Raw genomic sequence first — 21,662 nt, 5'->3', positions numbered from 1 at the left:
GCGCATATTTTAGAGACGAAGCAGCATCTACGTGTGCTTTACCCGCATGATTAGGAGTAAAAATGGCTATCGACGAAAACAAGCAAAAAGCACTGGCAGCAGCGCTGGGCCAGATTGAAAAGCAATTTGGTAAAGGCTCCATCATGCGCCTGGGTGAAGACCGCACTATGGATGTGGAAACCATCTCTACCGGTTCTTTATCACTGGATATCGCGCTGGGGGCCGGCGGCCTGCCGATGGGCCGTATCGTCGAAATTTATGGTCCAGAATCTTCCGGTAAAACGACGCTGACCCTGCAGGTGATTGCTTCTGCGCAGCGTAAAGGTAAAACCTGTGCGTTTATCGATGCCGAGCACGCACTGGACCCGGTTTACGCCAAGAAATTGGGCGTGGATATCGACAACCTGCTGTGTTCTCAGCCGGATACCGGTGAGCAGGCGTTGGAAATCTGTGATGCGCTGGCACGTTCTGGTGCGGTTGATGTCATCATTGTCGATTCCGTGGCGGCACTGACGCCGAAAGCGGAAATTGAAGGTGAAATTGGCGACTCTCACATGGGCCTTGCGGCACGTATGATGAGCCAGGCGATGCGTAAGCTGGCCGGTAACCTGAAAAATTCGGGTACGCTGCTGATCTTCATCAACCAAATTCGTATGAAAATTGGTGTGATGTTCGGTAACCCGGAAACCACCACCGGCGGTAACGCTCTTAAATTCTACGCTTCTGTCCGTCTGGATATTCGCCGCATCGGCGCGATCAAAGAGGGCGATGAAGTGGTGGGCAGTGAGACCCGCGTTAAAGTGGTGAAAAACAAAATCGCAGCGCCATTCAAGCAGGCTGAATTCCAGATCTTGTACGGCGAAGGTATCAACGTCTTTGGTGAGCTGGTTGACCTCGGCGTGAAGCACAAGCTGATCGAAAAAGCGGGTGCCTGGTACAGCTACAACGGTGACAAAATTGGTCAGGGTAAGGCTAACTCGGGTAACTTCCTGAAAGAAAACCCGGCTATTGCTAACGAAATCGAAGCGAAGCTGCGTGAAATGCTGCTGAACAATCCGGATGCCAAGCCTGATTTTGTTCCTGCACCGCATGAAGCAGAAAATGAAGTCAACGAAGACCTCTGATTATCGGTAGGGGTCGATGAGATTCGGCCCGCTGTACCAGAAGGGAATCGCAAAAGCGGTTCCCTTTTTTCATTGTGTAACGACGGGTTCCACCCGAAACGTATAAACCCGCGACTTATCCTCCTCTTTCTGCGCATTTTCCTCGCAAGCACTGCCATCAGACGTTACCCTTGATCACCTGTTACATTGACTCAACGCTGTGTGGGGCACTATGTCAGAGACCACTGAACGAACCCGGCACGCGAAACTGCTGGAGCGGGCAATGCGTATTCTCGCAATGCGCGATCACAGTGAAGCAGAATTTCGCCGCAAGCTGGTTATTTCAAGCGAGCGCGCTGCCCAATTCGCTAAACAACAGGGCGAGAAACAGCAGGGTGCTAAACAAGAAACATCCCCAGAGCCGCTGGCCCCGGAAGAGATCGACCGTGTTGTCGAATGGTGCTACCAGCATAACTGGCTGGATGATACCCGCTTCGCTGAGCGTTATGTGGCAGGGCGAAGCCGTAAAGGTTACGGGCCGCAACGCATTCGTATGGAGTTGGGGCAGAAGGGGATTGATAAAACGCTGATCGATGAGACGCTGTTTGCCGCAGAAATTGACTGGCAAGCTCAGGCTTTTATGCTGGCTGAACGTAAGTTTGGTCTGCCCCTGCCATCTGAATGGAAGGAAAAAGCGAAAGTGCAGCGTTATCTGATGGCTAAAGGCTTCTTTATGGAAGATATCCGGTCAATTTTCGAGAATTTTGATCATTGACCGTCGATGGGATTTTACTTCCCCCTGAAGAAAATTTATCTTATTCACCACTTTTTGTTCGTGTGTCGTCGCTGGCGAAAGCAATACCGGCGTAGCAAGACCCACGAAACGTTCGTTAGCGTGATTCCAGGACAAATATGAGCAAGAGCACTGCGGAGATTCGTCAAGCGTTTCTCGACTTTTTCCAGAGCAAGGGACATCAGGTTGTAGCCAGTAGCTCCCTCGTCCCGAACAATGACCCGACGCTGTTATTCACTAACGCCGGGATGAACCAGTTTAAAGACGTTTTCCTTGGTCAGGATAAGCGCAACTACTCCCGGGCGACAACCTCGCAGCGCTGCGTGCGCGCCGGTGGTAAACACAACGACCTTGAAAACGTAGGTTACACCGCCCGTCACCATACTTTCTTCGAAATGTTGGGTAACTTCAGCTTTGGCGATTACTTCAAAAAAGAAGCGATTGCCTTTGCATGGGAGTTGCTGACCAGCCCCGAGTGGTTCGGTCTGCCTAAAGAGAAACTGTGGGTGACCGTGTACGAAACCGATGACGAAGCTTACGGCATCTGGGAAAACGAGATCGGTGTACCGCGTGAGCGTATTATCCGTATCGGTGACAACAAAGGTGGCGCCTACGCCTCTGATAACTTCTGGCAAATGGGCGATACCGGTCCATGCGGCCCGTGCTCTGAGATCTTCTTCGACCACGGCGATCACATCTGGGGTGGCCCTCCGGGTAGCCCGGAAGAAGATGGCGATCGTTACATTGAGATCTGGAACATCGTCTTTATGCAGTTCAACCGTCAGTCTGACGGCACGATGCTGCCACTGCCGAAACCTTCCGTGGATACCGGCATGGGCCTGGAACGTATCAGCGCGGTCCTGCAACATGTGAACTCCAACTATGAAATCGATCTGTTTGCACAGCTGATCCAATCAGTTGCACAAGAGACTGGAGCCACCGATCTGGGGAATAAATCCCTGCGCGTGATCGCTGACCATATTCGTTCCTGTGCGTTCCTGATCGCTGATGGTGTCATCCCGTCCAGTGAAAACCGGGGTTATGTGCTGCGTCGTATCATTCGTCGCGCAGTACGTCATGGCAACATGCTGGGTGCAGAAGGGACATTCTTCTACAAGCTGGTGGCTCCGCTGATCGCCGTGATGGGTGCGGCTGGCGAAGAGTTGAAAAATCAGCAGTCGCTGGTTGAGAAAATCCTTAAAACGGAAGAAGAGCAGTTTGCGAAAACGCTGGAACGCGGTCTGGCTTTACTGGATGAAGAGCTGGAAAACCTGGAGGGTGATACGCTGGACGGTGAAACCGTCTTCCGTCTGTACGACACCTTCGGTTTCCCGGCTGACCTCACTGCCGATGTGTGCCGTGAGCGTAACCTGAAAATTGATGAAGCCGGCTTTGAACAGGCGATGGAGCAGCAGCGTCAACGTGCACGCAGTGGCAGTGGTTTCGGGACGGACTACAACAACGTTATCCGTATCGAGCAGGCGTCAGCTTTTAAAGGCTACGAGCAGTTAGCGCTGAATGCGGCGGTGACCGCCATTTTCGTTGACGGACAGGCGGCGGATGAAATCCGTGCCGGTCAGGAAGGGGTGATCGTTCTTGACGAAACACCATTCTATGGTGAATCCGGTGGTCAGGTAGGCGATACCGGTGAGCTGAAAAGCGAAAAGGGTGCCACGTTCACGGTTAACGACACACAGAAATACGCACAAGCGATCGGTCATATCGGTAAACTGGCTTCCGGCCAACTGCGTGTAGGCGACCGCATTGCGGCTCAGGTCAATGAAACTCGTCGTGCACGCATTCGCCTTAACCACTCGGCAACGCACCTGCTGCATGCTGCGTTGCGCCAGGTTCTGGGCGACCATGTCGCGCAGAAAGGCTCTCTGGTTAACGATAAGTACCTGCGTTTTGACTTCTCGCATTTCGAAGCGATGAAGCCGGTTGAAATTCGTCAGGTCGAAGAGATCGTCAACGCCCAGATCCGTCGTAACCTGCCGATTGATACCAACATCATGGAACTCGAAGCGGCGAAAGCACACGGTGCGATGGCGTTGTTTGGTGAGAAGTATGATGATCATGTGCGTGTGGTTGGCATGGGCGACTTCTCTACCGAGTTGTGTGGTGGTGTTCACGCCAGCCGTACCGGTGATATCGGTCTGTTCCGTATTACGTCAGAGTCGGGCACTGCTGCAGGCGTACGCCGTATTGAAGCCGTGACCGGTGAAGGCGCACTGGCGCAAGTTTACAGCCAGAATGAGCAGTTGCTTGATATTGCTCACCTGGTGAAAGCCAATAACAGTAATTTGAATGAAAAAGTTCGCGCGCTGATTGACCATGCACGCGGGCTGGAAAAAGAGTTGCAGCAGTTGAAAGATCAACAAGCTGCGCAAGAAAGTGCCTCACTGAGCAGTAAAGCTATTGCGTTGAAGGGCACCAGGCTGCTGGTCAGCGAACTGAGCAACGTTGAGCCTAAGATGCTGCGTACGATGGTCGATGACCTGAAAAACCAGCTTGGCTCTGCGGTTATCGTGCTGGCAACCGTCGCTGATGGCAAAGTATCCCTGATTGCCGGGGTGACTAAAGACCTGACCGATCGCGTAAAAGCGGGCGAACTGGTGGGCGAGTTGGCTCAGCGGGTCGGTGGTAAGGGTGGCGGTCGACCGGATATGGCTCAGGCCGGCGGTACAGATGCGCAGGCGCTGCCTGCGGCTCTGGCTGGCGTTGAGGCATGGGTGGCTGCAAAACTGTAACACTATAAAAATGTATCGTGGAGAAGCGCTCAGGCCCCTCTGGGATGGGCGTTTGTTCAAGCGATACGCCCCTGTAATCATAAAGTCAGGTTGATGATCTGGTTTTCGGCTAAACTAAGTATCAGCAGAATGTATTGGCAGACAGGTGCGCTATTGGTGTATTTGTCATAATCTACATTTAGCGTTATACGATGGATAATGCCGGGAAGCACGTAACCCGACTCTTTTAATCTTTCAAGGAGCAAAGAATGCTTATTCTAACTCGTCGAGTTGGTGAAACCCTCATGATCGGTGATGAGGTGACTGTAACTGTGCTGGGAGTCAAAGGTAACCAGGTACGTATTGGTGTGAACGCCCCTAAAGAAGTTTCGGTGCATCGTGAAGAGATCTATCAGCGCATCCAGGCCGAAAAGACTCAGCAAACAAGTTACTAACGGATCCAGCGCCTCGCTCCCAGTAGCGAGGCGCTACCGGTTTTCGCCCCCCTTTATCTATCCCCTGTTAGCTTTTTCCCCATTTATCCCCCATTTGCATCATTCTTTTGCCAGAATTTTTCTGCTGTGCTCATTTTCGTCGTCGTTGTTTCACCTGAAATTCGCGGTATTCTTTGTTGATAAATCACTCTTTTTGTCGTCAAAGTGGTCGACTTGCGTGGCTTTTGTGCAATCAGACGCGAGTGATGAAAAAAGGGGGAGAAATTGTTTGACTTACAACGCCCAGAAAGTAATATGTGCGCCACGCAGTGCCGATGAGCAGATACAACGTTCTGAAGCACAACTCGAAAGAGTGCTAGTGGTGAGGTGGCCGAGAGGCTGAAGGCGCTCCCCTGCTAAGGGAGTATGCGGTCAAAAGCTGCATCCGGGGTTCGAATCCCCGCCTCACCGCCATTTTGCATCCATAGCTCAGCTGGATAGAGTACTCGGCTACGAACCGAGCGGTCGGAGGTTCGAATCCTCCTGGATGCACCATATTCTTTAAGGCTGCTTAGTGCGGCTTTAATTTTGGGTAGTACCGATGCAGCGTTAGCAGCCCTGCGTCATGGTGAGTAGTCAGCACCCTGCGTTATACAAGAATTAGCAATGCATCCATAGCTCAGCTGGATAGAGTACTCGGCTACGAACCGAGCGGTCGGAGGTTCGAATCCTCCTGGATGCACCATATTTAGTAAGAGTGGGAAGCACCTCTGTACTGGCATGTTGTAGAGCAGTAAACGCCAGCACAAAGCAGGATAACGTCGCTTGCGACGGCCCGTCAGGGTGAGGCGAAGCCGAATAATCCTCCTGGATGCACCATTCTCAACGAGTGGTCGTGATTTTCTTCAGTATCTCCTCAGGTTTGTCGCTTTACCTCCCCCAATAGCGTTACCGTGCAGAGTAAACTACTGCATAGCTTTACCAATGCATCCATAGCTCAGCTGGATAGAGTACTCGGCTACGAACCGAGCGGTCGGAGGTTCGAATCCTCCTGGATGCACCATATTTTGTAAGATTAGAAGCACCTCTGTACTGGCATGTTGTAGAGCAGTGAACGCCAGAACAAAGGAGGATAACGTCGCTTGCGACGGCCCGTCAGGGTGAGGCGAAGCCGAATCATCCTCCTGAATGCACCCTATTTTGTATGAATGGGAAGCACTCTATTCTTCACTACACAGCGTCATACGTTTTACCAATGCATCCATAGCTCAGCTGGATAGAGTACTCGGCTACGAACCGAGCGGTCGGAGGTTCGAATCCTCCTGGATGCACCATATTTTGTAGGATTAGAAGCACCTCTGTACTGGCATGTTGTAGAGCAGTGAACGCCAGCACAAAGGAGGATAACGTCGCTTGCAACGGCCCGTCAGGGTAAGGCGAAGCCGAATCATCCTCCTGGATGCACCATCTTTTACAAGATTAAAAGCCCCTTTGTACGGGTAACACCATTACTCCTTTCTGCACTTTTCTCAAAATCCTTCTTACGAATTACTCACTTAACTCAAATTAACCTGCGCTTTATCTCACGCATTTATCTGATAATCAAAATCCCTATATTTTTCAAAGCATTTGCTGATCCATGCCAACAGCGACAACGAGGGTGCTTTTACGCTAAAGTAATCGTTCCGTTATCAGAATGGATGCGAGAATGTACGATGCTTATGACGGCCTGATATTCGATATGGATGGCACCATCCTCGATACCGAGCCAACACACCGTAAAGCCTGGCATCAGGTGCTGGGGCAATATGGCATGACCTTCGATGAAACGGCCATCATTGGCCTGAACGGTTCGCCAACCTGGCACATTGCGCAGGTGATCATTGCCAGCCAGCAAAGCGATCTTGATCCTTACCGGTTGGCCGAAGAAAAGACGGCATTACTGAAAACGATGCTGTTCGACAGCGTACAGCCATTACCGCTCATTGATGTGGTGAAGGCCTATAAAGGGCGCCGTCCGATGGCGGTAGGCACCGGCAGTGAGCATGCAATGGCGGTGGGGCTGTTACAGCATCTGGGGCTACTGAATCACTTTGATGCCATTGTCGGAGCAGATGATGTTAAACGCCATAAGCCAGAACCTGATACATTTCTGCGTTGCGCTGAATTGATCGGCGTACCCGCTGCACGCTGTGTGGTGTTTGAAGACGCTGATTTTGGTATACAGGCGGCACGTGCGGCAGGTATGGATGCGGTGGATGTCCGTCTGCTGTGAGTGAATGGTTAGCTTACGGTTCGATGTTTGCCAGTAGCTTTTTGAGCGCCACGTTATTGCCGGGGAGTTCTGAAGCGTTACTGGTGGGGTTACTGCTGGCGGGGAAGGTTTCTGTCACGGCATTGATCCTGATTGCCGCACTGGGAAATACTCTGGGTGGTTTAACCAACATCGTTATGGGTCGCCTGCTTCCATTAAAAAGTCAGGGGCGATGGCACAACACAGCAACGGCGTGGCTGCACCGAATGGGGCCTGCTGCGCTGCTTTTTAGCTGGTTACCAGTGATTGGTGATCTGCTATGCGTTCTTGCTGGCTGGCTACGTTTCGCCTGGCTGCCGATGGTGATATGTCTCGCTATCGGTAAGACTCTGCGTTATCTGGTGCTGGCAGCCGCAACACTACAGGGCATGGAATGGTGGCATTGATTCGCTTTAAGGCGGCGCTACGGTTAACATTATGCTGAACAATAATAAATTTTTCTCTGAGCGGGAGGTCAATTTGATCCCGGACGTATCACAGGCGCTTTCCTGGCTGGAAGCTCATCCTGACGCACTTAAAGGTATTGGTCGCGGCATTGAGCGCGAAACGCTGCGCGTCAGGCCGGATGGCCATCTTGCCACTACCGGACACCCAGCTTCTCTTGGTTCAGCTTTAACACATAAGTGGATTACCACTGACTTTGCCGAAGCATTATTAGAATTTATCACGCCGGTCCATCAGGATATTGATCATCTGCTGGCATTCTTGCGGGATATCCATCGCCATGTCGCCCGTGAGTTAGGCGAAGAACGTATGTGGCCGATGAGCATGCCATGCATGATCGCTCCCGATCAGGATATCGAGCTGGCGCAGTATGGTCGTTCGAATATTGGCCAGATGAAAACACTGTATCGCCAGGGTCTCAAAAACCGTTACGGCGCGCTGATGCAGATTATCTCTGGCGTGCATTATAACTTCTCACTGCCGCTCTCCTTCTGGCAGGAGTGGGCTGGGGTGAAGGATGCTGAAAGCGGAAAAGAGGCTATCTCTGATGGCTATCTGCGCCTGATCCGTAACTATTATCGCTTTGGCTGGGTGATCCCGTATCTGTTCGGTGCTTCACCGGCGATCTGTTCCTCATTCCTGCAAGGCAAGGAGAGCGCACTGCCGTTTGATCGCAGTGATAAGGGAATGCTGTCACTGCCGTATGCGACCTCACTGCGTCTGAGCGATCTGGGCTATACCAATAAATCCCAGAGTAATCTTGGCATCACCTTCAACAATCTTCCGGACTACATTACTGGTCTGAAAGCGGCGATTAAAACACCGTCGGAAGAGTTTGCTGCGATGGGGGTGAAAGATGAAAACGGTGACTGGTTACAGCTGAATACCAATGTATTGCAGATTGAAAACGAGCTGTACGCGCCGATCCGACCAAAGCGTGTGACACGTTCTGGCGAGGCACCTTCGGATGCACTGCAGCGCGGTGGGATTGAATATATCGAAGTCCGCTCACTGGACATTAATCCCTTCTCACCGATTGGTGTGGATGCGAACCAGGTGCGGTTCCTCGATTTGTTCCTGGTCTGGTGTACGCTGGCCGATGCGCCTGAGATGAACAGCGCTGAGCTTGCCTGCACACGTAAAAACTGGAATCGAGTGATCCTTGAAGGGCGCAAACCCGGTCAGACGATCAGCATGGGATGCGAAGAGTCGCAGCATTTGCTGGTTGATGTGGGCAAGGCATTGTTCAGCGATCTCCGTCGCGTGGCGGAAACGCTCGACAGTCAGAGTGACGAACATCATTACCAGGAAGTTTGTGACCGACTGGTGGCATCATTCGACGATCCCGAGCTGACCTATTCCGCGCGATTCCTGGATATTTTAAAAGAGAACGGTATCGCGGGTGCCGGGCTGGCCCTGGCCGAGCAGTATCGTGCTCAGTTAAGCGAAGAGTCACTGGAAGTGCTGACCGAACAGCAGTTTAGCGATGAAGCGCAACGATCGCAGGATAGTCAGCAGGACATTGAAGAAAGTGATACGCTTGACCTTGAAACCTTTTTGAAAGGTAAGAGCTAAGCGATACAAAAGAAAAAGGCCACATAACTGTGGCCAAAATTCGCATCTCTGTTGTTGTCAGGGATGAGATGGATGATAACAAATGCGCGTCTTTCATATATTCAGACGCGCAGCGTTCGAGAAAGTTTCATCAGTTCAAAAATAAATTCATTTGTTGAGGTAACAAGTATGCCATTGCTGGATAGCTTTACCGTCGATCACACCATCATGGCCGCTCCTGCTGTACGCGTAGCTAAAACCATGAACACGCCTGCTGGCGACACCATCACGGTTTTCGATCTGCGTTTCTGCCGACCGAATATCGAGATTTTGACCGAACGCGGTATCCACACGCTGGAGCACCTTTTTGCCGGCTTCATGCGCGATCACCTGAACGGTGACGGTGTGGAAATCATTGATATTTCGCCAATGGGTTGCCGTACGGGCTTCTACATGAGCCTGATTGGCACGCCGGACGAGCAGCGTGTAGCAAAAGCATGGAAAGCCGCGATGGCTGATGTGCTGAAAGTGAAAAACCAGAGTGATATCCCTGAACTGAATATTTATCAGTGCGGGACCTGTGAAATGCACTCACTGGATGAAGCGCAGGACATCGCGCGTAACATCCTCGACAACGACATTCGCGTTAACCGTAACGATGAACTGGCGCTGCCGAAAGAAAAACTGAAAGAACTGCATATCTAAATCGTAGGGGCGAAGCATGCTTCGCCCCGGTCAGGCATGCCTGACCCCTACGACGATCCCACCGACTCCTTTAGCGACGTTTGCGGTGTAATCCGTACCTGCTTAATCATATTGTCCTGCACATCAAGAATGTCGACGGCATAATGGCCAATTTGTACCGTGGTATTGGCGAGCGGAATATCCTGCAATGCCTCAAGGATCATGCCGTTAACGGTGCGCGCTTCGACTTCCGGCAGTGTCCAGTTAAAGGCTTTATTGAGCTCGCGTATGTTTGCGCTGCCCTCAATCAATACCGAACCATCATTCTGTGGTACCACTTCTTCGGCCAGCGTTGGGGACATGGACGTGGTGAAGTCGCCGACAATCTCTTCCAGAATATCTTCGATGGTCACCAGACCTTTAATATCGCCGTACTCATCGACGACCAGCCCGACCTTCTTCTTATTCCGCTGGAACTTTACCAGCTGTACGTTGAGCGGTGTTCCTTCTGGCACATAGTAAATTTCATCCGCGGCGCGCAGCATCACCTCTTTGGTGAACTCTTTCTTCTCGGTCATCAGACGATAAGCTTCGCGCACACGCAGCATGCTCATGGCATTGTCGAGGGTGTCGCGATACAGGACGATACGGCCGTGGGGTGAGTGAGTCAGCTGGCGTACGATCGATTTCCAGTCGTCGTTAATATTGATACCGACAATTTCGTTACGCGGCACCATGATGTCATCGACATTCACTTTTTCAAGATCGAGGACGGACAGCAGCATATCCTGATTGCGGCGTGACATCAGTGAACGCGATTCGTACACGATGGTACGCAATTCGTCTTTGCTCAAAGCCGCACTGATTGCGCCATCGCTCTTCATTCCCACCAGACGCATCAGCATGCGGGTAATGGTGTTCAGCAGCCATACCAGCGGCATCATAACAATCTGCAAGGGGCCGAGCAGCACGCTGCTGGGGAAGGCCACTTTTTCCGGATAGAGCGCTGCGATGGTTTTTGGCAAGATTTCAGCAAAAACCAGAACAAGAAAGGTCAGAATGCCGGTGGCAATCGCCACACCCGCATCGCCATACAAACGCATGCCGACAATGGTTCCCAGCGCAGAGGCCAGAATGTTGACCAGGTTATTGCCGATCAGCACCAGGCTGATCAGTCGGTCAGGACGACGCAGTAATTTTTCGACACGACGTGCGGCACGGTTACCATTTTTAGCCTGATGACGCAGCTTGTAGCGGTTGAGTGTCATCATGCCGGTTTCGGAACCGGAAAAGTACGCCGACACCAAAATCATAATAACCAGCGTGATGATCAGGGTCGTGGTTGAAACGTGTTCCAAGGGAAATCCTTGTGGTGGTCAATCAGGAGGTTAGGAAGTGCTGCAGCATGCGGCTACCGAAATAAGCCATGGTCAGTAAAAATGCGCCTCCGCAGTTGAACCATACGACACGGCGACCGCGCCAGCCTTCGTGATAATGGCCCCACAGCAGGACGATATAGAGGAACCAGGCCAGGATAGACAGCACGGCTTTATCGATATTTTCACGGCTGAACAGATCTTGCAGATAGAACAATCCGGTACAGAGTACCAGCGTTAACAGCACCACGCCGATCTGGGTGATATGAAACATTTTACGTTCGATGGTCATCAGCGGAGGGATATCGTTGCTGAAGGCCAGCTTCTTGTTCTTCAGTAGCCAGTCAATCCAGGCCAGCTGTAATGCATACAGTGCGGCAATAATTAGTGTGGCATAGGCGAAAAGTGCCAGCCCGATGTGCACCATCATGCCCGGCGTGGTTTCCAGGTGGGTAATAAAGGCGTTAGGCACAAATGTGGCAAATGCCAGGTTGATCAGCGCAAAGCTGTAAACAATCGGCAGCAAAATCCAGCCACGGTTGCGGGAGGCAACAATCGTCATAATCGCACAGATCAACAGGCTCACCAGCGAACCAATGTTCAGCAGGCTGAGGTTCTGCCCGCCATCTGGTCCGAAAATACGCTGCTCCAGCGCCACGGCATGGCAAACCAGGGCGGCGATGGCAGAAAGCACTGCCAGACGACGCCAGGTGCTGTTTTTACGCAACAGGCTGGGAACGATCAGTGCAAGGCTGAATGAGTAGGCGAGTAGCGCCAGAATCGCAATTACAGACATAGAATTCGTCAGGTATCGGCCAGAGAAGAAAAAAGTCAGTATAGCGCCAGCGGCTGCTGGCTCCAAACGATCTCATCGCATATGGCTGAGATCCCAGCGCCTCTATGTTATAATCCGCGCCATTGTGTCGCCGAGGCGGCCTCTCATTACGTTGAGCGAGAGACGATGTTTGATAATTTAACCGACAGACTGTCGCAGACCCTGCGCAATATCAGCGGCCGCGGGCGGCTGACTGAAGATAATATTAAAGACACGCTGCGCGAAGTGCGCATGGCGTTGCTGGAAGCTGACGTCGCGCTGCCGGTCGTCCGTGACTTTATCGGACGCGTCAAAGAGCGCGCCGTCGGTCATGAAGTGAACAAAAGCCTGACCCCGGGCCAGGAGTTCGTTAAGATCGTTAAAAACGAACTGGTTGCTGCCATGGGGGAAGAGAACAACACTCTGAACCTGGCTGCTCAGCCACCTGCTGTGGTACTGATGGCGGGCTTGCAGGGTGCGGGTAAAACCACCAGCGTCGGTAAGCTGGGTAAGTTCCTGCGTGAAAAGCACAAGAAAAAAGTACTGGTGGTGTCTGCTGACGTTTATCGCCCTGCGGCGATTAAACAGTTGGAAACACTGGCAGAGCAGGTCGGCGTTGATTTCTGCCCGTCAGACCTCAGTCAGAAACCGGTCGATATCGTTACCAGCGCGCTGCAACAGGCGAAGCTGAAATTCTACGATGTGCTGCTGGTGGATACCGCAGGTCGCTTGCACGTTGATGAAGCGATGATGGATGAGATCAAACAGATTCACGCCGCGATTAATCCGGTTGAAACACTGTTTGTGGTCGATGCGATGACCGGCCAGGATGCCGCCAACACCGCGAAAGCGTTCAACGAAGCCTTACCGTTGACGGGTGTGGTACTAACGAAAGTCGACGGTGATGCCCGCGGTGGTGCTGCGCTGTCGATTCGTCATATTACCGGTAAGCCGATTAAATTTATGGGCGTCGGTGAGAAAACCGAAGCCCTGGAACCGTTCTACCCGGATCGTATTGCCTCTCGTATTCTCGGTATGGGCGACATGTTGTCGCTGATCGAAGATATTGAAAGCAAAGTAGACCGTGCGCAGGCAGAAAAACTGGCCAGTAAGCTGAAGAAGGGGGATGGTTTCGACCTGAACGACTTCCTCGACCAGTTGAAGCAGATGCGCAACATGGGCGGTATGGCGAGCCTGATGGGCAAGCTGCCGGGCATGGGCCAACTGCCAGATAATGTTAAATCGCAGATGGACGACAAAGTGCTGGTGCGCATGGAAGCGATGATTAATTCAATGACACGCAAAGAGCGTGAAAAACCTGAGATTATCAAAGGCTCCCGTAAGCGCCGCATTGCCACCGGTTCAGGTATGCAGGTGCAGGACGTTAACCGCTTATTGAAGCAGTTCGACGACATGCAGCGCATGATGAAGAAGATGAAGAAGGGCGGTATGGCGAAGATGATGCGCGGCATGAAAGGTATGATGCCGCCGGGCTTCCCTGGCCGCTAAGTCAGCCAGAAAATGACTCAGGCGAATTAGATTGCTTTTTGCGCCAAAATGAGTAAAATTTTCGGGCTTTTTATATTGCATCCGGGCCCCGTTCCCTCAATGGGGCCCGGCTGTTTTATTAACTAAAGAGGATGTTATGGTAACAATTCGTTTGGCACGTCACGGCGCTAAAAAGCGTCCGTTTTATCAGGTAGTCGTAACCGACAGCCGTAATGCTCGCAACGGTCGCTTCATTGAGCGCGTTGGTTTCTTCAACCCGATCGCTTCAGGTCAGGCTGAACCACTGCGTCTGGATCTGGACCGCATTGAGCACTGGGTTGGCCAGGGCGCTACTCTGTCTGATCGCGTTAACGCGCTGATCAAACAAGCTAAGAAAGCAGCTTAATCTGTCACGGTGGTCAACATGAGCAAGCAACTCACCGCCCAGCCTCCCGCTAACCCGTTAATTCTGGGGAAGATGGGCTCGGCCTACGGTATTCGTGGTTGGCTCAAAGTGTTTTCCTCCACCGAAGACGCCGAAAGCATTTTTGACTATCAGCCGTGGTTTATCCAGCGGGCGGGTCAATGGCAGCTTGTCGAGCTGGAAGGCTGGAAGCGCCACAATCAGGACATGATCATCAAAGTCAAAGGCATTGACGATCGTGATGCCGCGGGCCTACTGACCAATTGCGAAATTGTCGTGGACTCAGAGCAACTGCCAGAGCTGGATAACGGCGACTACTACTGGAAAGACCTTATGGGCTGCCAGGTGGTCACGACTGAAGGCTACGAGCTGGGTAAAGTCATCGATATGATGGAAACCGGTTCGAACGACGTTATCGTCGTTAAGGCAAACCTGAAGGATGCATTCGGTGCGCAGGAGCGGTTAATTCCGTTCCTCGATGAACAGGTTATCAAGAATGTCGATCTCACTACTCGTGTTATCACGGTAGATTGGGATCCTGGTTTTTGAGCTCCGAACAAAACGGTAATACTCCGGCGCAAAGTATGTGGATTGGTGTAATCAGCCTGTTTCCTGAAATGTTTCGCGCAATTACCGATTACGGAGTAACTGGCCGGGCAGTAAAAAATGGCCTGCTCAGCATTCAGAGCTGGAGTCCTCGTGACTTCGCTCATGATCGGCATCGCACCGTGGACGAACGTCCATACGGCGGCGGTCCGGGAATGCTAATGATGGTTCAACCTTTACGGGATGCCATCCACGCAGCAAAAGCGGCGGCAGGAGAAGGCGCTAAGGTGATTTATCTGTCACCTCAGGGGCGTAAACTCGATCAAGATGGGGTTTGCGAGCTGGCGACCAACCAGAAATTAATTCTGGTCTGTGGTCGCTACGAAGGGATTGATGAGCGCGTGATTAAAACCGAAATCGATGAAGAATGGTCGATTGGGGATTACGTACTCAGTGGTGGCGAGCTGCCAGCAATGACGCTGATTGACTCGGTTTCCCGGTTTATTCCGGGGGTACTGGGAAAACAGGCGTCAGCCGAGGAAGATTCGTTTTCCGATGGTTTGCTGGATTGCCCACACTATACCCGGCCTGAGGTGTTAGAAGGGATGGAGGTTCCGTCAGTTTTACTGTCGGGCAACCATGCTGATATTCGCCGGTGGCGCCTGAAACAGTCGCTGGGCCGTACCTGGCTTAGAAGACCTGAACTTCTGGAAAACCTGGCTCTGACTGAAGAGCAAGCAAAGTTGCTGGCTGAGTTCCAACGGGAACACACCCAGGCAACAAAACGATGATACGGTTGAACGGGCATAGCGCTTAGTTCGCCTTAACTATCAGTTTACCCAGGATAAGAGATTTAATTATGAGCAACATTATTAAGCAGATCGAACAAGAACAGATGAAACAGGACGTACCTTCATTCCGTCCGGGTGATTCCGTGGAAGTGAAAGTATGGGTCGTTGAAGGTGCTAAAAAGCGTCTGCAGGCATTCGAGGGCGTGGTTATCGCTATTCGTAACCGCGGTCTGCATTCTGCATTCACTGTTCGCAAAATTTCTAACGGCGAAGGCGTTGAGCGTGTATTCCAGACTCACTCCCCAGTAATCGACTCGATTGCTGTGAAACGTCGTGGTGCTGTACGTAAAGCCAAACTGTACTACCTGCGTGAGCGTACTGGTAAGTCTGCACGTATCAAAGAACGTCTGGGCGCTTAAGCGACATCTGATAGTTAATAGCAATAAAGGGGCTGACCGAAAGGTTGGCCCCTTTTTTTTGAGTTTGTCACGATCGCATACATCTTGCGAAATTTCCTGCCTTTTGCCTCCGCGAAAAAAAATAAAAAGTCGTTTCATGCTGATTTTTAAGCTGATATAAAAAAAATTCCGCGTATGTTTGATAGATACCTATCTACTGCCAGGAATTCTGCACGCTATGCGCCCTTCGCCCAGTCCCTCGACCGGTGTGTCGATGAAAATCGCCGGTGCCCTGACCTCTACGTTAATGATGGCCTGCGTGAAAGGCCTGGATGGCACCATTCCGGTCGGGGAAGTGATCTTCTTTCGTTCTTCTGTTGCGCTGATCCCTCTGTTTATCTGGCTGTGGTGCCAGGGCAACATCCTTGATGGCATCCGTACCCGCAATGTGAAAGGGCATTTTCTGCGTGGACTGGCCGGAACGGGGGGCCTGTACTTTAGCTACCTTGCACTGCTCTATATCTCCCTGACCGATGTGACTGCCATCAACTATGCGGCGCCGTTGATTACCGTGATCATGGCGGCAATTTTTCTGCGTGAGAAGGTGAAATATCATCGATGGGTGGCAGTGATTGCCGGATTTATTGGCATCCTGGTGATGATGTCTGGCCAGCTATTTTTTGGCCGGGAAGGGGCATTAAGCTCGGTGAGCTGGCTGTCTACGCTTGGCATGATTCTGGCGCTGATGGCAGCAGTGTGTATTGCAGGTGCATCGATACAGATTCGTTATCTGAATGGTATTGAGAAGCCAGGAGCCATTGCTTTCTGGTTTGCGATAACCACCACGCTGACATCGCTTTTCACACTGTGGTTTGGCTGGACGATACCGAATGGCAGGCAACTGATGTTGCTGCTTGGTTGCGGTCTGCTGGGAGGGATTACGCAAATCCTGCTGACCCTGAGTTTGAAATATGCAGATGCTTCTTTGCTGGCGCCGTTTGATTACAGTACGTTGATCTGGTCGGTATTTATTGGCTACCTGTTCTGGGACACATTGCCAGAGTCAGCGACCATTTTCGGCGCGGGTTTGGTCGTGACCGGTGGGATGATTTCCATGTATTTTGAACGGCGCCATCGCCGGGCGATCACGCCGCTAAATGTGAGCGGTTGAGAGAGCAATAAGTCGGGATGAATAATGGGCTGGCCGTGAGGCTGGCCTTTTTTGTCATTTGCCACATGATGACGAATGTTTCACAGGATGTTAGGATATTTCTGAATAGAGGTGGGGTGATGAAACCCGTGATGACGGGGCCAAATTAATGGCCGGGATGATAGAGGTTTCATGGCGAAAATATGCGTGCTGTTACTGCCACTCTTGCTGAGTAGCGTCACTCTGCCGATCAGGAGTGAAACGTTAACTGATGCACCTTCGGGTGTGTCAGCGGCAGACGTGCGCCAGACCGTCGCGGGTATTATCAGCTATACCCGATGGCCACACCTTACCGGGCTTCCCCGTCTGTGTATCTTTCGTTCTGCGTACTTCGCTCCTGCGCTCACCGCAGCTTCAGTTGAGCACCCTCCTGCTGTCTGGCAGGCAATCCCCGTAGAGGATGCACAACAGGCGCTGGTCTCGCAGTGCGATATTCTCTACTTTGGCCGTGAATCTTCGCAGCAGCAGGTTGAACTGATTAACAGCTATCAGCTGCGCCCGCTGCTCACCATTGCTGAACAAACCCCTGAGTGCGCAACCGGCAGCGCATTTTGCCTTAAATTTATTAATCACCGGGTGAGTTTTTCGGTGAACCTCGACTCGCTGGGTCGAAGCGGCGTTCGGGTGCATCCCGATGTATTAATGCTGGCATCTTCAGGGAGTAAGCGACATGGATAAATCCTCGGCAGATTACAACAGGGCCAGCTTTCGCAATGCGCTGTTACGTATCAGTGTGATCAGCGTAGTGACCACGATGACCGTGGCGTGGCTGTTTATTTCCGCCACCTCAATGCTGTCATTCCGTCAGTATGCAGATAAGAATCTGCAACTGCTGGCTTATACCGTCAGCCACAGCCTGGAAGCTGCAGTAGTGTTTCGTGACGGTAATGCCGCGATGGACACCCTGAATGAGCTGGGAAAACAGGGACAGTTCTCTTCGGCAGTGGTGACCGACATAAAAGGCAATGAACTTGCCCATTGGGGTGAGGGGAATGAACATGAAATGAATACAGACCCACTGGCGCGTGCGGTCTCCGGCTGGTTATTCCCCAAACCGGTACAGCAACCCATCCTGCATAATGGGGTAAAAGTCGGCAATATCACGCTAACAGGCGAAGATGCCACCGTGACGGACTTTGTCTACCGCTCCCTCAGTGTGCTGACGATCTGTTTGCTGCTGGCCTCGCTGGTCGCACTCCTGTTTACTCGTCATTTATTCAGTGGGCTGATCGCTGCGTTAAGGAGCATGACCGGCGTTGTGCATGATATTCGCGCCACGCGTAATTTTTCACGTCGGGTTCCTCCCTCAAAAATTAATGAACTGCACGTGTTCGGTGAGGATTTTAACAGCCTGCTGACCGAAATTGAAAAGTGGCAACTGCGTGAACAACAGGAGCGAGATTCTCTGCTGAAACGCGCGCTGCACGATCCGCTGACCGGGCTGGCCAATCGTGCTGCATTTCGCAGTGCACTGGACAGTGTGCTGAGTGATAGTGCCCGTAAAACCCATACTGCGCTGCTGTTTATGGATGGAGATAACTTTAAGGGTATCAATGATACCTGGGGGCATGCAGCGGGAGATGAAGTCCTGATGGCGATAGCGCAGCGATTATCTGACTGTGCTGCAAACACCCATCTTGTCTGCCGTTTTGGAGGGGATGAATTTGCCATGATCCTTGAAAATGTCAGCCATGATAATGAAGTCCAGGCGGTGATTGACGCGATTAATCTGCGCATGGCTGAGCCGATTGATCTTCAGGGCGGTGAGTCCGTGGTGATGACACTAAGTATTGGCCGCGCGGTAGCCAGCCAGGCTGCGACTGCCGAAGGCGTGATGGAAGCGGCCGATCGCAGTATGTATCTGGAGAAGCAGCAGCATCATCAGCGTGCTGCTTCTTAGTGATAATCATGGGAGATATGATGAAAACAATAAGAATGATGACTGGACTCGTATTGGTGCTGTTACTGGCGGCCTGCCAGAGCGCACCTCAGGGTAAATTCTCGCCTGAACAGATCAGCGCTATGCGATCACAGGGGTTTAGTGAAATCCCGGAAGGATGGATGTTGGGGATCTCTGAGAAGATCCTGTTTGGTAAAAATAAGTCAGAGCTGACGCCGGAGAGTGTTGCAACCGTTCAGCGCATGGCTAAGTTACTCTCCAGCACTGGGCTGCATCACGCGCGCCTTGATGGGCATACCGATAACTATGGTGATGAGAAATATAACGAGGCGTTGTCACTGAAGCGTGCCAACGCGGTAGCCGATGCCTGGGCAAGCGGAGCCGGTGTAGCACGCAGAAATATCACGACCCGGGGGTTGGGTGACAGCGACCCGGTACAGAGCAACAAAACATCACAGGGCCGGGCAGAAAATCGTCGTGTAGCGGTCGTTATCACCGCCCCCTGAAGCAGTCTAAAGAGACTCTGCCTCGTCGGCTATCGCGGGCGAGGCAGCATCATTATCTGGCCGCGCGCAGCAGTTCGACGACCAGTGGTGACAGCTCATCACGCAGTGCAGCGCGTTCGGACTGGAATAATGTAGCGGCATAGAATTTATGTCCCGGAAGTTCCATTGCCCGCACATCCCCCTCACGATCCCAGGCTGTCAGTCGCAGCGGATACGTTTTTAGATCGGCAACAAAATCCGGGTTGACGCCAAAGTTACAGTGATACCCTTCGCTGATTTCTGTCTTACCGTAAGCCTGTGCCAGAAGCGAGCCAGGTTCAATCACAATATCCCCGGTTTTTTCGACCAGCGAACAGCTTAATGGCGCGATCACCAGACGCCCACCGCTGTCGGTTTCGGCATGTCCTGCATCGCTCCAACCCATGACATTACGCGCGTACTCAACAATGGCATACTGAAACCCCCCGCAGGAGCCGAGAAAGGGCACGTTGTTTTCCCGGGCATAACGAAGAGTGAGGAATGCCCCCTCGTCGTTACTATACGGACTACCCGGCGTCAGCCACAGGGCATCATATTCCTGTAAAACACCGCTGTCGGTGATGGATTCAGTGGGAAGCCACTGCGGGCTGACATTGAGCTGAAGGGCGTGTGAGGCAAGTTGAACTGCTTTTGGAATGGCCTGATGCGCAACGGCATCGGGGCGATAGTCACCAACCAGAGCTAAACGGATCATGAGTGTTTCCTGTGCAGGTAAAAAAGGATGCTACTGCACAGTCATGATGCTGGCAAGCCGCTAAAGTTATTTCTAAGCTGAAAATTAACGCAGATTAAGGAGAGAGACATGACGCAGCGTATGAATGAATTTGGTCAACCTGTCGGTCCGGCATTGCCTTATTGGCAATCAGTGTCGGTACCAGAAGCAAACCGAATGGTCGGCATTTACTGCCGGCTGGAACCCCTGAATGTTGAGCTTCATTGCGAGGATCTTTATACGGCCTATGCTTCAGCGCCCGATGGTCGGGACTGGACCTGGCTAACGGAAGAACGTCCTGAATCGGTGGAGGCCTTTCGTATCTGGCTCAGTCAGCGTGCAGCCGAGAACGGCTTTGTGACCTTTACCCTCTTTTGTGCAAGGCGTGATAAGCCTGTCGGCCTGGTATCGTATTTACGCATCGATCCGTCTAACGGCGTTCTGGAGATTGGTGGTGTCACCTGGTCACCTCTGATGAAACGCACGGTGATCGGTACGGAAGCGCTTTGGCTGATGATCAACAATGCCTTTACGCTGGGATATCGTCGCTGTGAATGGAAGTGCGACTCTTTGAACGAGCCCTCACGTCAGGCGGCACTGCGCCTGGGGTTTACCTGGGAAGGAACCTTTCGTCAAATGATGGCACGCAAAGGGCGTTCACGGGATTCAGACTGGTTCTCGATTATTGATAGTGAGTGGCCTGCGATCAATCAGGCGCTGGTTCAGTGGCTTTCTGCAGAGAATATTGATGCCAGCGGGCAGCAGCGTCAGTCACTCGGCAACCTGATGCGGGCGGTAAAGCCGATAGATGGCAGTGTTAATTGGCCCACTCTTTAATACGATAAGCCCGAAGCGTATGGCAATCAGCTCTGCGCCTACGCGGGTGGCAACAGCGCGGCTGGCGATATTGCTCTCAGCCGCCAGGATTTCGATGACGTCAATATCCGGTTGCTCAAAAGCCTGCGCTGCAATCTGGCACACAGCCTGACGGGCAATACCTTTACGCTGTTCGCTACGTCGTACCCAGTAACCAAGAGCGGCAGGGATATCGGGGCCGCTGCTGTAACGCAGCCCCACGCCCCCCAGAAGCCGCCCGTCTTCTGTAAACAGCCCGCATTCATTCGCTACGCCCTGACGGCGCTGTAAATGGGTGTAGCTGAACCACTTAAGTGCTTCCTCGGCTGTGTAATCTTCATGCGCCCATGCCATCCACGGTATTAAACTCTTCAGTGACTCCCTGACGGCCTCGACGAAGGCTACAGCATCACTGTTTTCGAATGGGCGTATGACTATTTTCATGATTCACTCTGAATTATTTTCCTGACGGACAAAAATTATAGCGCCTCTCAGGAGGGCAGGTATTGGAAATGATTGGCTTTTTTGATGTTGAAATACCATCTGTA

Annotated in this window: 22 protein-coding genes and 5 tRNA genes; 23 read left to right on the top strand and 4 right to left on the bottom strand. The window is 52.1% G+C overall.

Annotated elements, in window-relative coordinates; genetic code table 11:
• Window positions 1–62: 62 nt before the first annotated feature.
• From recA to luxS, 13 genes are all read left to right on the top strand, one after another.
• Complete coding sequence (gene recA / locus WH277_RS05885) at window positions 63–1,124, top strand: recombinase RecA (protein ID WP_133845996.1); 1,062 nt, start codon at window positions 63–65, stop codon at window positions 1,122–1,124.
• Window positions 1,125–1,335: 211 nt separating this feature from the next.
• Entirely contained in the window at window positions 1,336–1,878 is a 543-nt protein-coding gene (locus tag WH277_RS05880; RefSeq protein WP_133845995.1) for a regulatory protein RecX, read from the top strand.
• Window positions 1,879–2,015: 137 nt separating this feature from the next.
• A complete protein-coding gene (gene alaS / locus WH277_RS05875) occupies window positions 2,016–4,646 on the top strand; it encodes an alanine--tRNA ligase (RefSeq protein ID WP_133845994.1) in 2,631 nt (876 codons plus the stop codon).
• A gap of 248 nt (window positions 4,647–4,894) precedes the next feature.
• Window positions 4,895–5,080: a carbon storage regulator CsrA gene (gene csrA / locus WH277_RS05870; RefSeq protein WP_004155916.1), complete on the top strand. Its 186-nt coding sequence runs from the start codon at window positions 4,895–4,897 to the stop codon at window positions 5,078–5,080.
• Window positions 5,081–5,440: 360 nt separating this feature from the next.
• Window positions 5,441–5,533, top strand: a tRNA-Ser gene (locus WH277_RS05865).
• Between the two features lie 4 nt (window positions 5,534–5,537).
• A tRNA-Arg gene (locus tag WH277_RS05860) sits at window positions 5,538–5,614 on the top strand.
• A gap of 113 nt (window positions 5,615–5,727) precedes the next feature.
• Window positions 5,728–5,804 (top strand) — tRNA-Arg (locus WH277_RS05855).
• Between the two features lie 241 nt (window positions 5,805–6,045).
• Window positions 6,046–6,122 (top strand) — tRNA-Arg (locus tag WH277_RS05850).
• A gap of 194 nt (window positions 6,123–6,316) precedes the next feature.
• Window positions 6,317–6,393: transfer RNA gene (locus WH277_RS05845), tRNA-Arg, on the top strand.
• Window positions 6,394–6,767: 374 nt separating this feature from the next.
• Window positions 6,768–7,334, top strand: coding sequence for a fructose-1-phosphate/6-phosphogluconate phosphatase (yqaB, locus tag WH277_RS05840; RefSeq protein ID WP_133845993.1), 567 nt, complete (start codon window positions 6,768–6,770; stop codon window positions 7,332–7,334).
• Window positions 7,331–7,759, top strand: coding sequence for a YqaA family protein (locus WH277_RS05835; protein ID WP_133845992.1), 429 nt, complete (start codon window positions 7,331–7,333; stop codon window positions 7,757–7,759). Before yqaB ends, WH277_RS05835 begins: the two co-directional genes overlap by 4 nt.
• Window positions 7,760–7,790: 31 nt before the next feature.
• Window positions 7,791–9,392, top strand: a complete 1,602-nt coding sequence (gene gshA / locus WH277_RS05830) for a glutamate--cysteine ligase (RefSeq protein ID WP_192933202.1) — start codon at window positions 7,791–7,793, stop codon at window positions 9,390–9,392.
• 168 nt (window positions 9,393–9,560) lie between these two features.
• Window positions 9,561–10,076 (top strand): S-ribosylhomocysteine lyase, encoded by a 516-nt coding sequence (gene luxS / locus WH277_RS05825; protein WP_133845991.1) that lies wholly within the window; start codon window positions 9,561–9,563, stop codon window positions 10,074–10,076.
• A 47-nt stretch (window positions 10,077–10,123) separates the two neighbouring features.
• Here luxS and WH277_RS05820 read toward each other — a convergent pair whose 3' ends face one another.
• Window positions 10,124–11,413 carry an HlyC/CorC family transporter gene (locus tag WH277_RS05820; protein ID WP_159337964.1) on the bottom strand — a complete coding sequence of 430 codons (1,290 nt, stop codon included), beginning with the start codon at window positions 11,411–11,413 and terminating at the stop codon, window positions 10,124–10,126.
• A 22-nt stretch (window positions 11,414–11,435) separates the two neighbouring features.
• On the bottom strand, window positions 11,436–12,227 hold the full coding sequence (locus tag WH277_RS05815) for a cytochrome C assembly family protein (RefSeq protein ID WP_133845989.1): 792 nt from the start codon (window positions 12,225–12,227) through the stop codon (window positions 11,436–11,438).
• Between the two features lie 165 nt (window positions 12,228–12,392).
• Here WH277_RS05815 and ffh point away from each other — a divergent pair, with 165 nt between their 5' ends.
• From ffh to WH277_RS05770, 9 genes are all read left to right on the top strand, one after another.
• A complete protein-coding gene (gene ffh, locus WH277_RS05810; RefSeq protein WP_133845988.1) occupies window positions 12,393–13,754 on the top strand; it encodes a signal recognition particle protein in 1,362 nt (453 codons plus the stop codon).
• A gap of 136 nt (window positions 13,755–13,890) precedes the next feature.
• Window positions 13,891–14,139, top strand: a complete 249-nt coding sequence (gene rpsP, locus WH277_RS05805; protein WP_004155935.1) for a 30S ribosomal protein S16 — start codon at window positions 13,891–13,893, stop codon at window positions 14,137–14,139.
• Between the two features lie 18 nt (window positions 14,140–14,157).
• The gene (gene rimM, locus WH277_RS05800; protein ID WP_133845987.1) at window positions 14,158–14,706 is read left to right on the top strand and encodes a ribosome maturation factor RimM; all 549 of its coding nucleotides are present in this window, start codon (window positions 14,158–14,160) and stop codon (window positions 14,704–14,706) included.
• A gap of 35 nt (window positions 14,707–14,741) precedes the next feature.
• Window positions 14,742–15,494, top strand: coding sequence for a tRNA (guanosine(37)-N1)-methyltransferase TrmD (gene trmD, locus WH277_RS05795; protein WP_339504957.1), 753 nt, complete (start codon window positions 14,742–14,744; stop codon window positions 15,492–15,494).
• 68 nt (window positions 15,495–15,562) lie between these two features.
• The gene (rplS, locus tag WH277_RS05790) at window positions 15,563–15,913 is read left to right on the top strand and encodes a 50S ribosomal protein L19 (protein ID WP_133845985.1); all 351 of its coding nucleotides are present in this window, start codon (window positions 15,563–15,565) and stop codon (window positions 15,911–15,913) included.
• A 217-nt stretch (window positions 15,914–16,130) separates the two neighbouring features.
• On the top strand, window positions 16,131–17,063 hold the full coding sequence (locus tag WH277_RS05785) for a DMT family transporter (protein WP_133845984.1): 933 nt from the start codon (window positions 16,131–16,133) through the stop codon (window positions 17,061–17,063).
• 171 nt (window positions 17,064–17,234) lie between these two features.
• Entirely contained in the window at window positions 17,235–17,780 is a 546-nt protein-coding gene (locus WH277_RS05780; protein ID WP_133845983.1) for a YfiR family protein, read from the top strand.
• Window positions 17,773–19,002 carry a diguanylate cyclase DgcN gene (dgcN, locus tag WH277_RS05775; RefSeq protein ID WP_259152520.1) on the top strand — a complete coding sequence of 410 codons (1,230 nt, stop codon included), beginning with the start codon at window positions 17,773–17,775 and terminating at the stop codon, window positions 19,000–19,002. The genes WH277_RS05780 and dgcN overlap by 8 nt, the downstream gene beginning before the upstream one ends.
• 35 nt (window positions 19,003–19,037) lie before the next feature.
• On the top strand, window positions 19,038–19,508 hold the full coding sequence (locus WH277_RS05770; RefSeq protein ID WP_445235314.1) for an OmpA family protein: 471 nt from the start codon (window positions 19,038–19,040) through the stop codon (window positions 19,506–19,508).
• Window positions 19,509–19,560: 52 nt separating this feature from the next.
• On the opposite strand, the gene WH277_RS05765 is transcribed toward WH277_RS05770, so the two are convergent.
• On the bottom strand, window positions 19,561–20,241 hold the full coding sequence (locus WH277_RS05765) for a CTP synthase C-terminal region-related (seleno)protein (RefSeq protein ID WP_167863249.1): 681 nt from the start codon (window positions 20,239–20,241) through the stop codon (window positions 19,561–19,563).
• Window positions 20,242–20,349: 108 nt separating this feature from the next.
• On the opposite strand from WH277_RS05765, the gene WH277_RS05760 reads away from it, so the two are divergent.
• The gene (locus tag WH277_RS05760) at window positions 20,350–21,096 is read left to right on the top strand and encodes a GNAT family N-acetyltransferase (protein ID WP_133845979.1); all 747 of its coding nucleotides are present in this window, start codon (window positions 20,350–20,352) and stop codon (window positions 21,094–21,096) included.
• Here the strand turns inward: WH277_RS05760 and WH277_RS05755 are convergent.
• A complete protein-coding gene (locus WH277_RS05755; RefSeq protein WP_133845978.1) occupies window positions 21,031–21,558 on the bottom strand; it encodes a GNAT family N-acetyltransferase in 528 nt (175 codons plus the stop codon). The two genes, WH277_RS05760 and WH277_RS05755, sit on opposite strands and share 66 nt — an antisense overlap.
• Window positions 21,559–21,662: the final 104 nt, after the last annotated feature.

The sequence above is a fragment of the Erwinia sp. MYb416 genome, assembly GCF_037479575.1.
GTDB classification, from domain to species: domain Bacteria; phylum Pseudomonadota; class Gammaproteobacteria; order Enterobacterales; family Enterobacteriaceae; genus Erwinia; species Erwinia rhapontici.
This window is presented reverse-complemented; position numbering and strand designations above follow the sequence as displayed.

Excerpts from the sequence above, each read along its gene's own strand:
- recA (WP_133845996.1), top strand. The coding sequence starts at position 63 with ATGGCTATCGACGAAAACAAGCAAAAAGCACTGGCAGCAGCGCTGGGC.
- ffh (WP_133845988.1), top strand. The coding sequence starts at position 12,393 with ATGTTTGATAATTTAACCGACAGACTGTCGCAGACCCTGCGCAATATC.
- gshA (WP_192933202.1), top strand. The coding sequence starts at position 7,791 with ATGCTGAACAATAATAAATTTTTCTCTGAGCGGGAGGTCAATTTGATC.
- WH277_RS05785 (WP_133845984.1), top strand. The coding sequence starts at position 16,131 with ATGCGCCCTTCGCCCAGTCCCTCGACCGGTGTGTCGATGAAAATCGCC.
- WH277_RS05755 (WP_133845978.1), bottom strand. The coding sequence starts at position 21,558 with ATGAAAATAGTCATACGCCCATTCGAAAACAGTGATGCTGTAGCCTTC.
- WH277_RS05780 (WP_133845983.1), top strand. The coding sequence starts at position 17,235 with ATGGCGAAAATATGCGTGCTGTTACTGCCACTCTTGCTGAGTAGCGTC.
- rpsP (WP_004155935.1), top strand. The coding sequence starts at position 13,891 with ATGGTAACAATTCGTTTGGCACGTCACGGCGCTAAAAAGCGTCCGTTT.
- WH277_RS05880 (WP_133845995.1), top strand. The coding sequence starts at position 1,336 with ATGTCAGAGACCACTGAACGAACCCGGCACGCGAAACTGCTGGAGCGG.
- WH277_RS05770 (WP_445235314.1), top strand. The coding sequence starts at position 19,038 with ATGATGACTGGACTCGTATTGGTGCTGTTACTGGCGGCCTGCCAGAGC.
- WH277_RS05815 (WP_133845989.1), bottom strand. The coding sequence starts at position 12,227 with ATGTCTGTAATTGCGATTCTGGCGCTACTCGCCTACTCATTCAGCCTT.
- alaS (WP_133845994.1), top strand. The coding sequence starts at position 2,016 with ATGAGCAAGAGCACTGCGGAGATTCGTCAAGCGTTTCTCGACTTTTTC.
- csrA (WP_004155916.1), top strand. The coding sequence starts at position 4,895 with ATGCTTATTCTAACTCGTCGAGTTGGTGAAACCCTCATGATCGGTGAT.
- luxS (WP_133845991.1), top strand. The coding sequence starts at position 9,561 with ATGCCATTGCTGGATAGCTTTACCGTCGATCACACCATCATGGCCGCT.
- trmD (WP_339504957.1), top strand. The coding sequence starts at position 14,742 with ATGTGGATTGGTGTAATCAGCCTGTTTCCTGAAATGTTTCGCGCAATT.
- dgcN (WP_259152520.1), top strand. The coding sequence starts at position 17,773 with ATGGATAAATCCTCGGCAGATTACAACAGGGCCAGCTTTCGCAATGCG.
- yqaB (WP_133845993.1), top strand. The coding sequence starts at position 6,768 with ATGTACGATGCTTATGACGGCCTGATATTCGATATGGATGGCACCATC.
- rimM (WP_133845987.1), top strand. The coding sequence starts at position 14,158 with ATGAGCAAGCAACTCACCGCCCAGCCTCCCGCTAACCCGTTAATTCTG.
- rplS (WP_133845985.1), top strand. The coding sequence starts at position 15,563 with ATGAGCAACATTATTAAGCAGATCGAACAAGAACAGATGAAACAGGAC.
- WH277_RS05760 (WP_133845979.1), top strand. The coding sequence starts at position 20,350 with ATGACGCAGCGTATGAATGAATTTGGTCAACCTGTCGGTCCGGCATTG.
- WH277_RS05765 (WP_167863249.1), bottom strand. The coding sequence starts at position 20,241 with ATGATCCGTTTAGCTCTGGTTGGTGACTATCGCCCCGATGCCGTTGCG.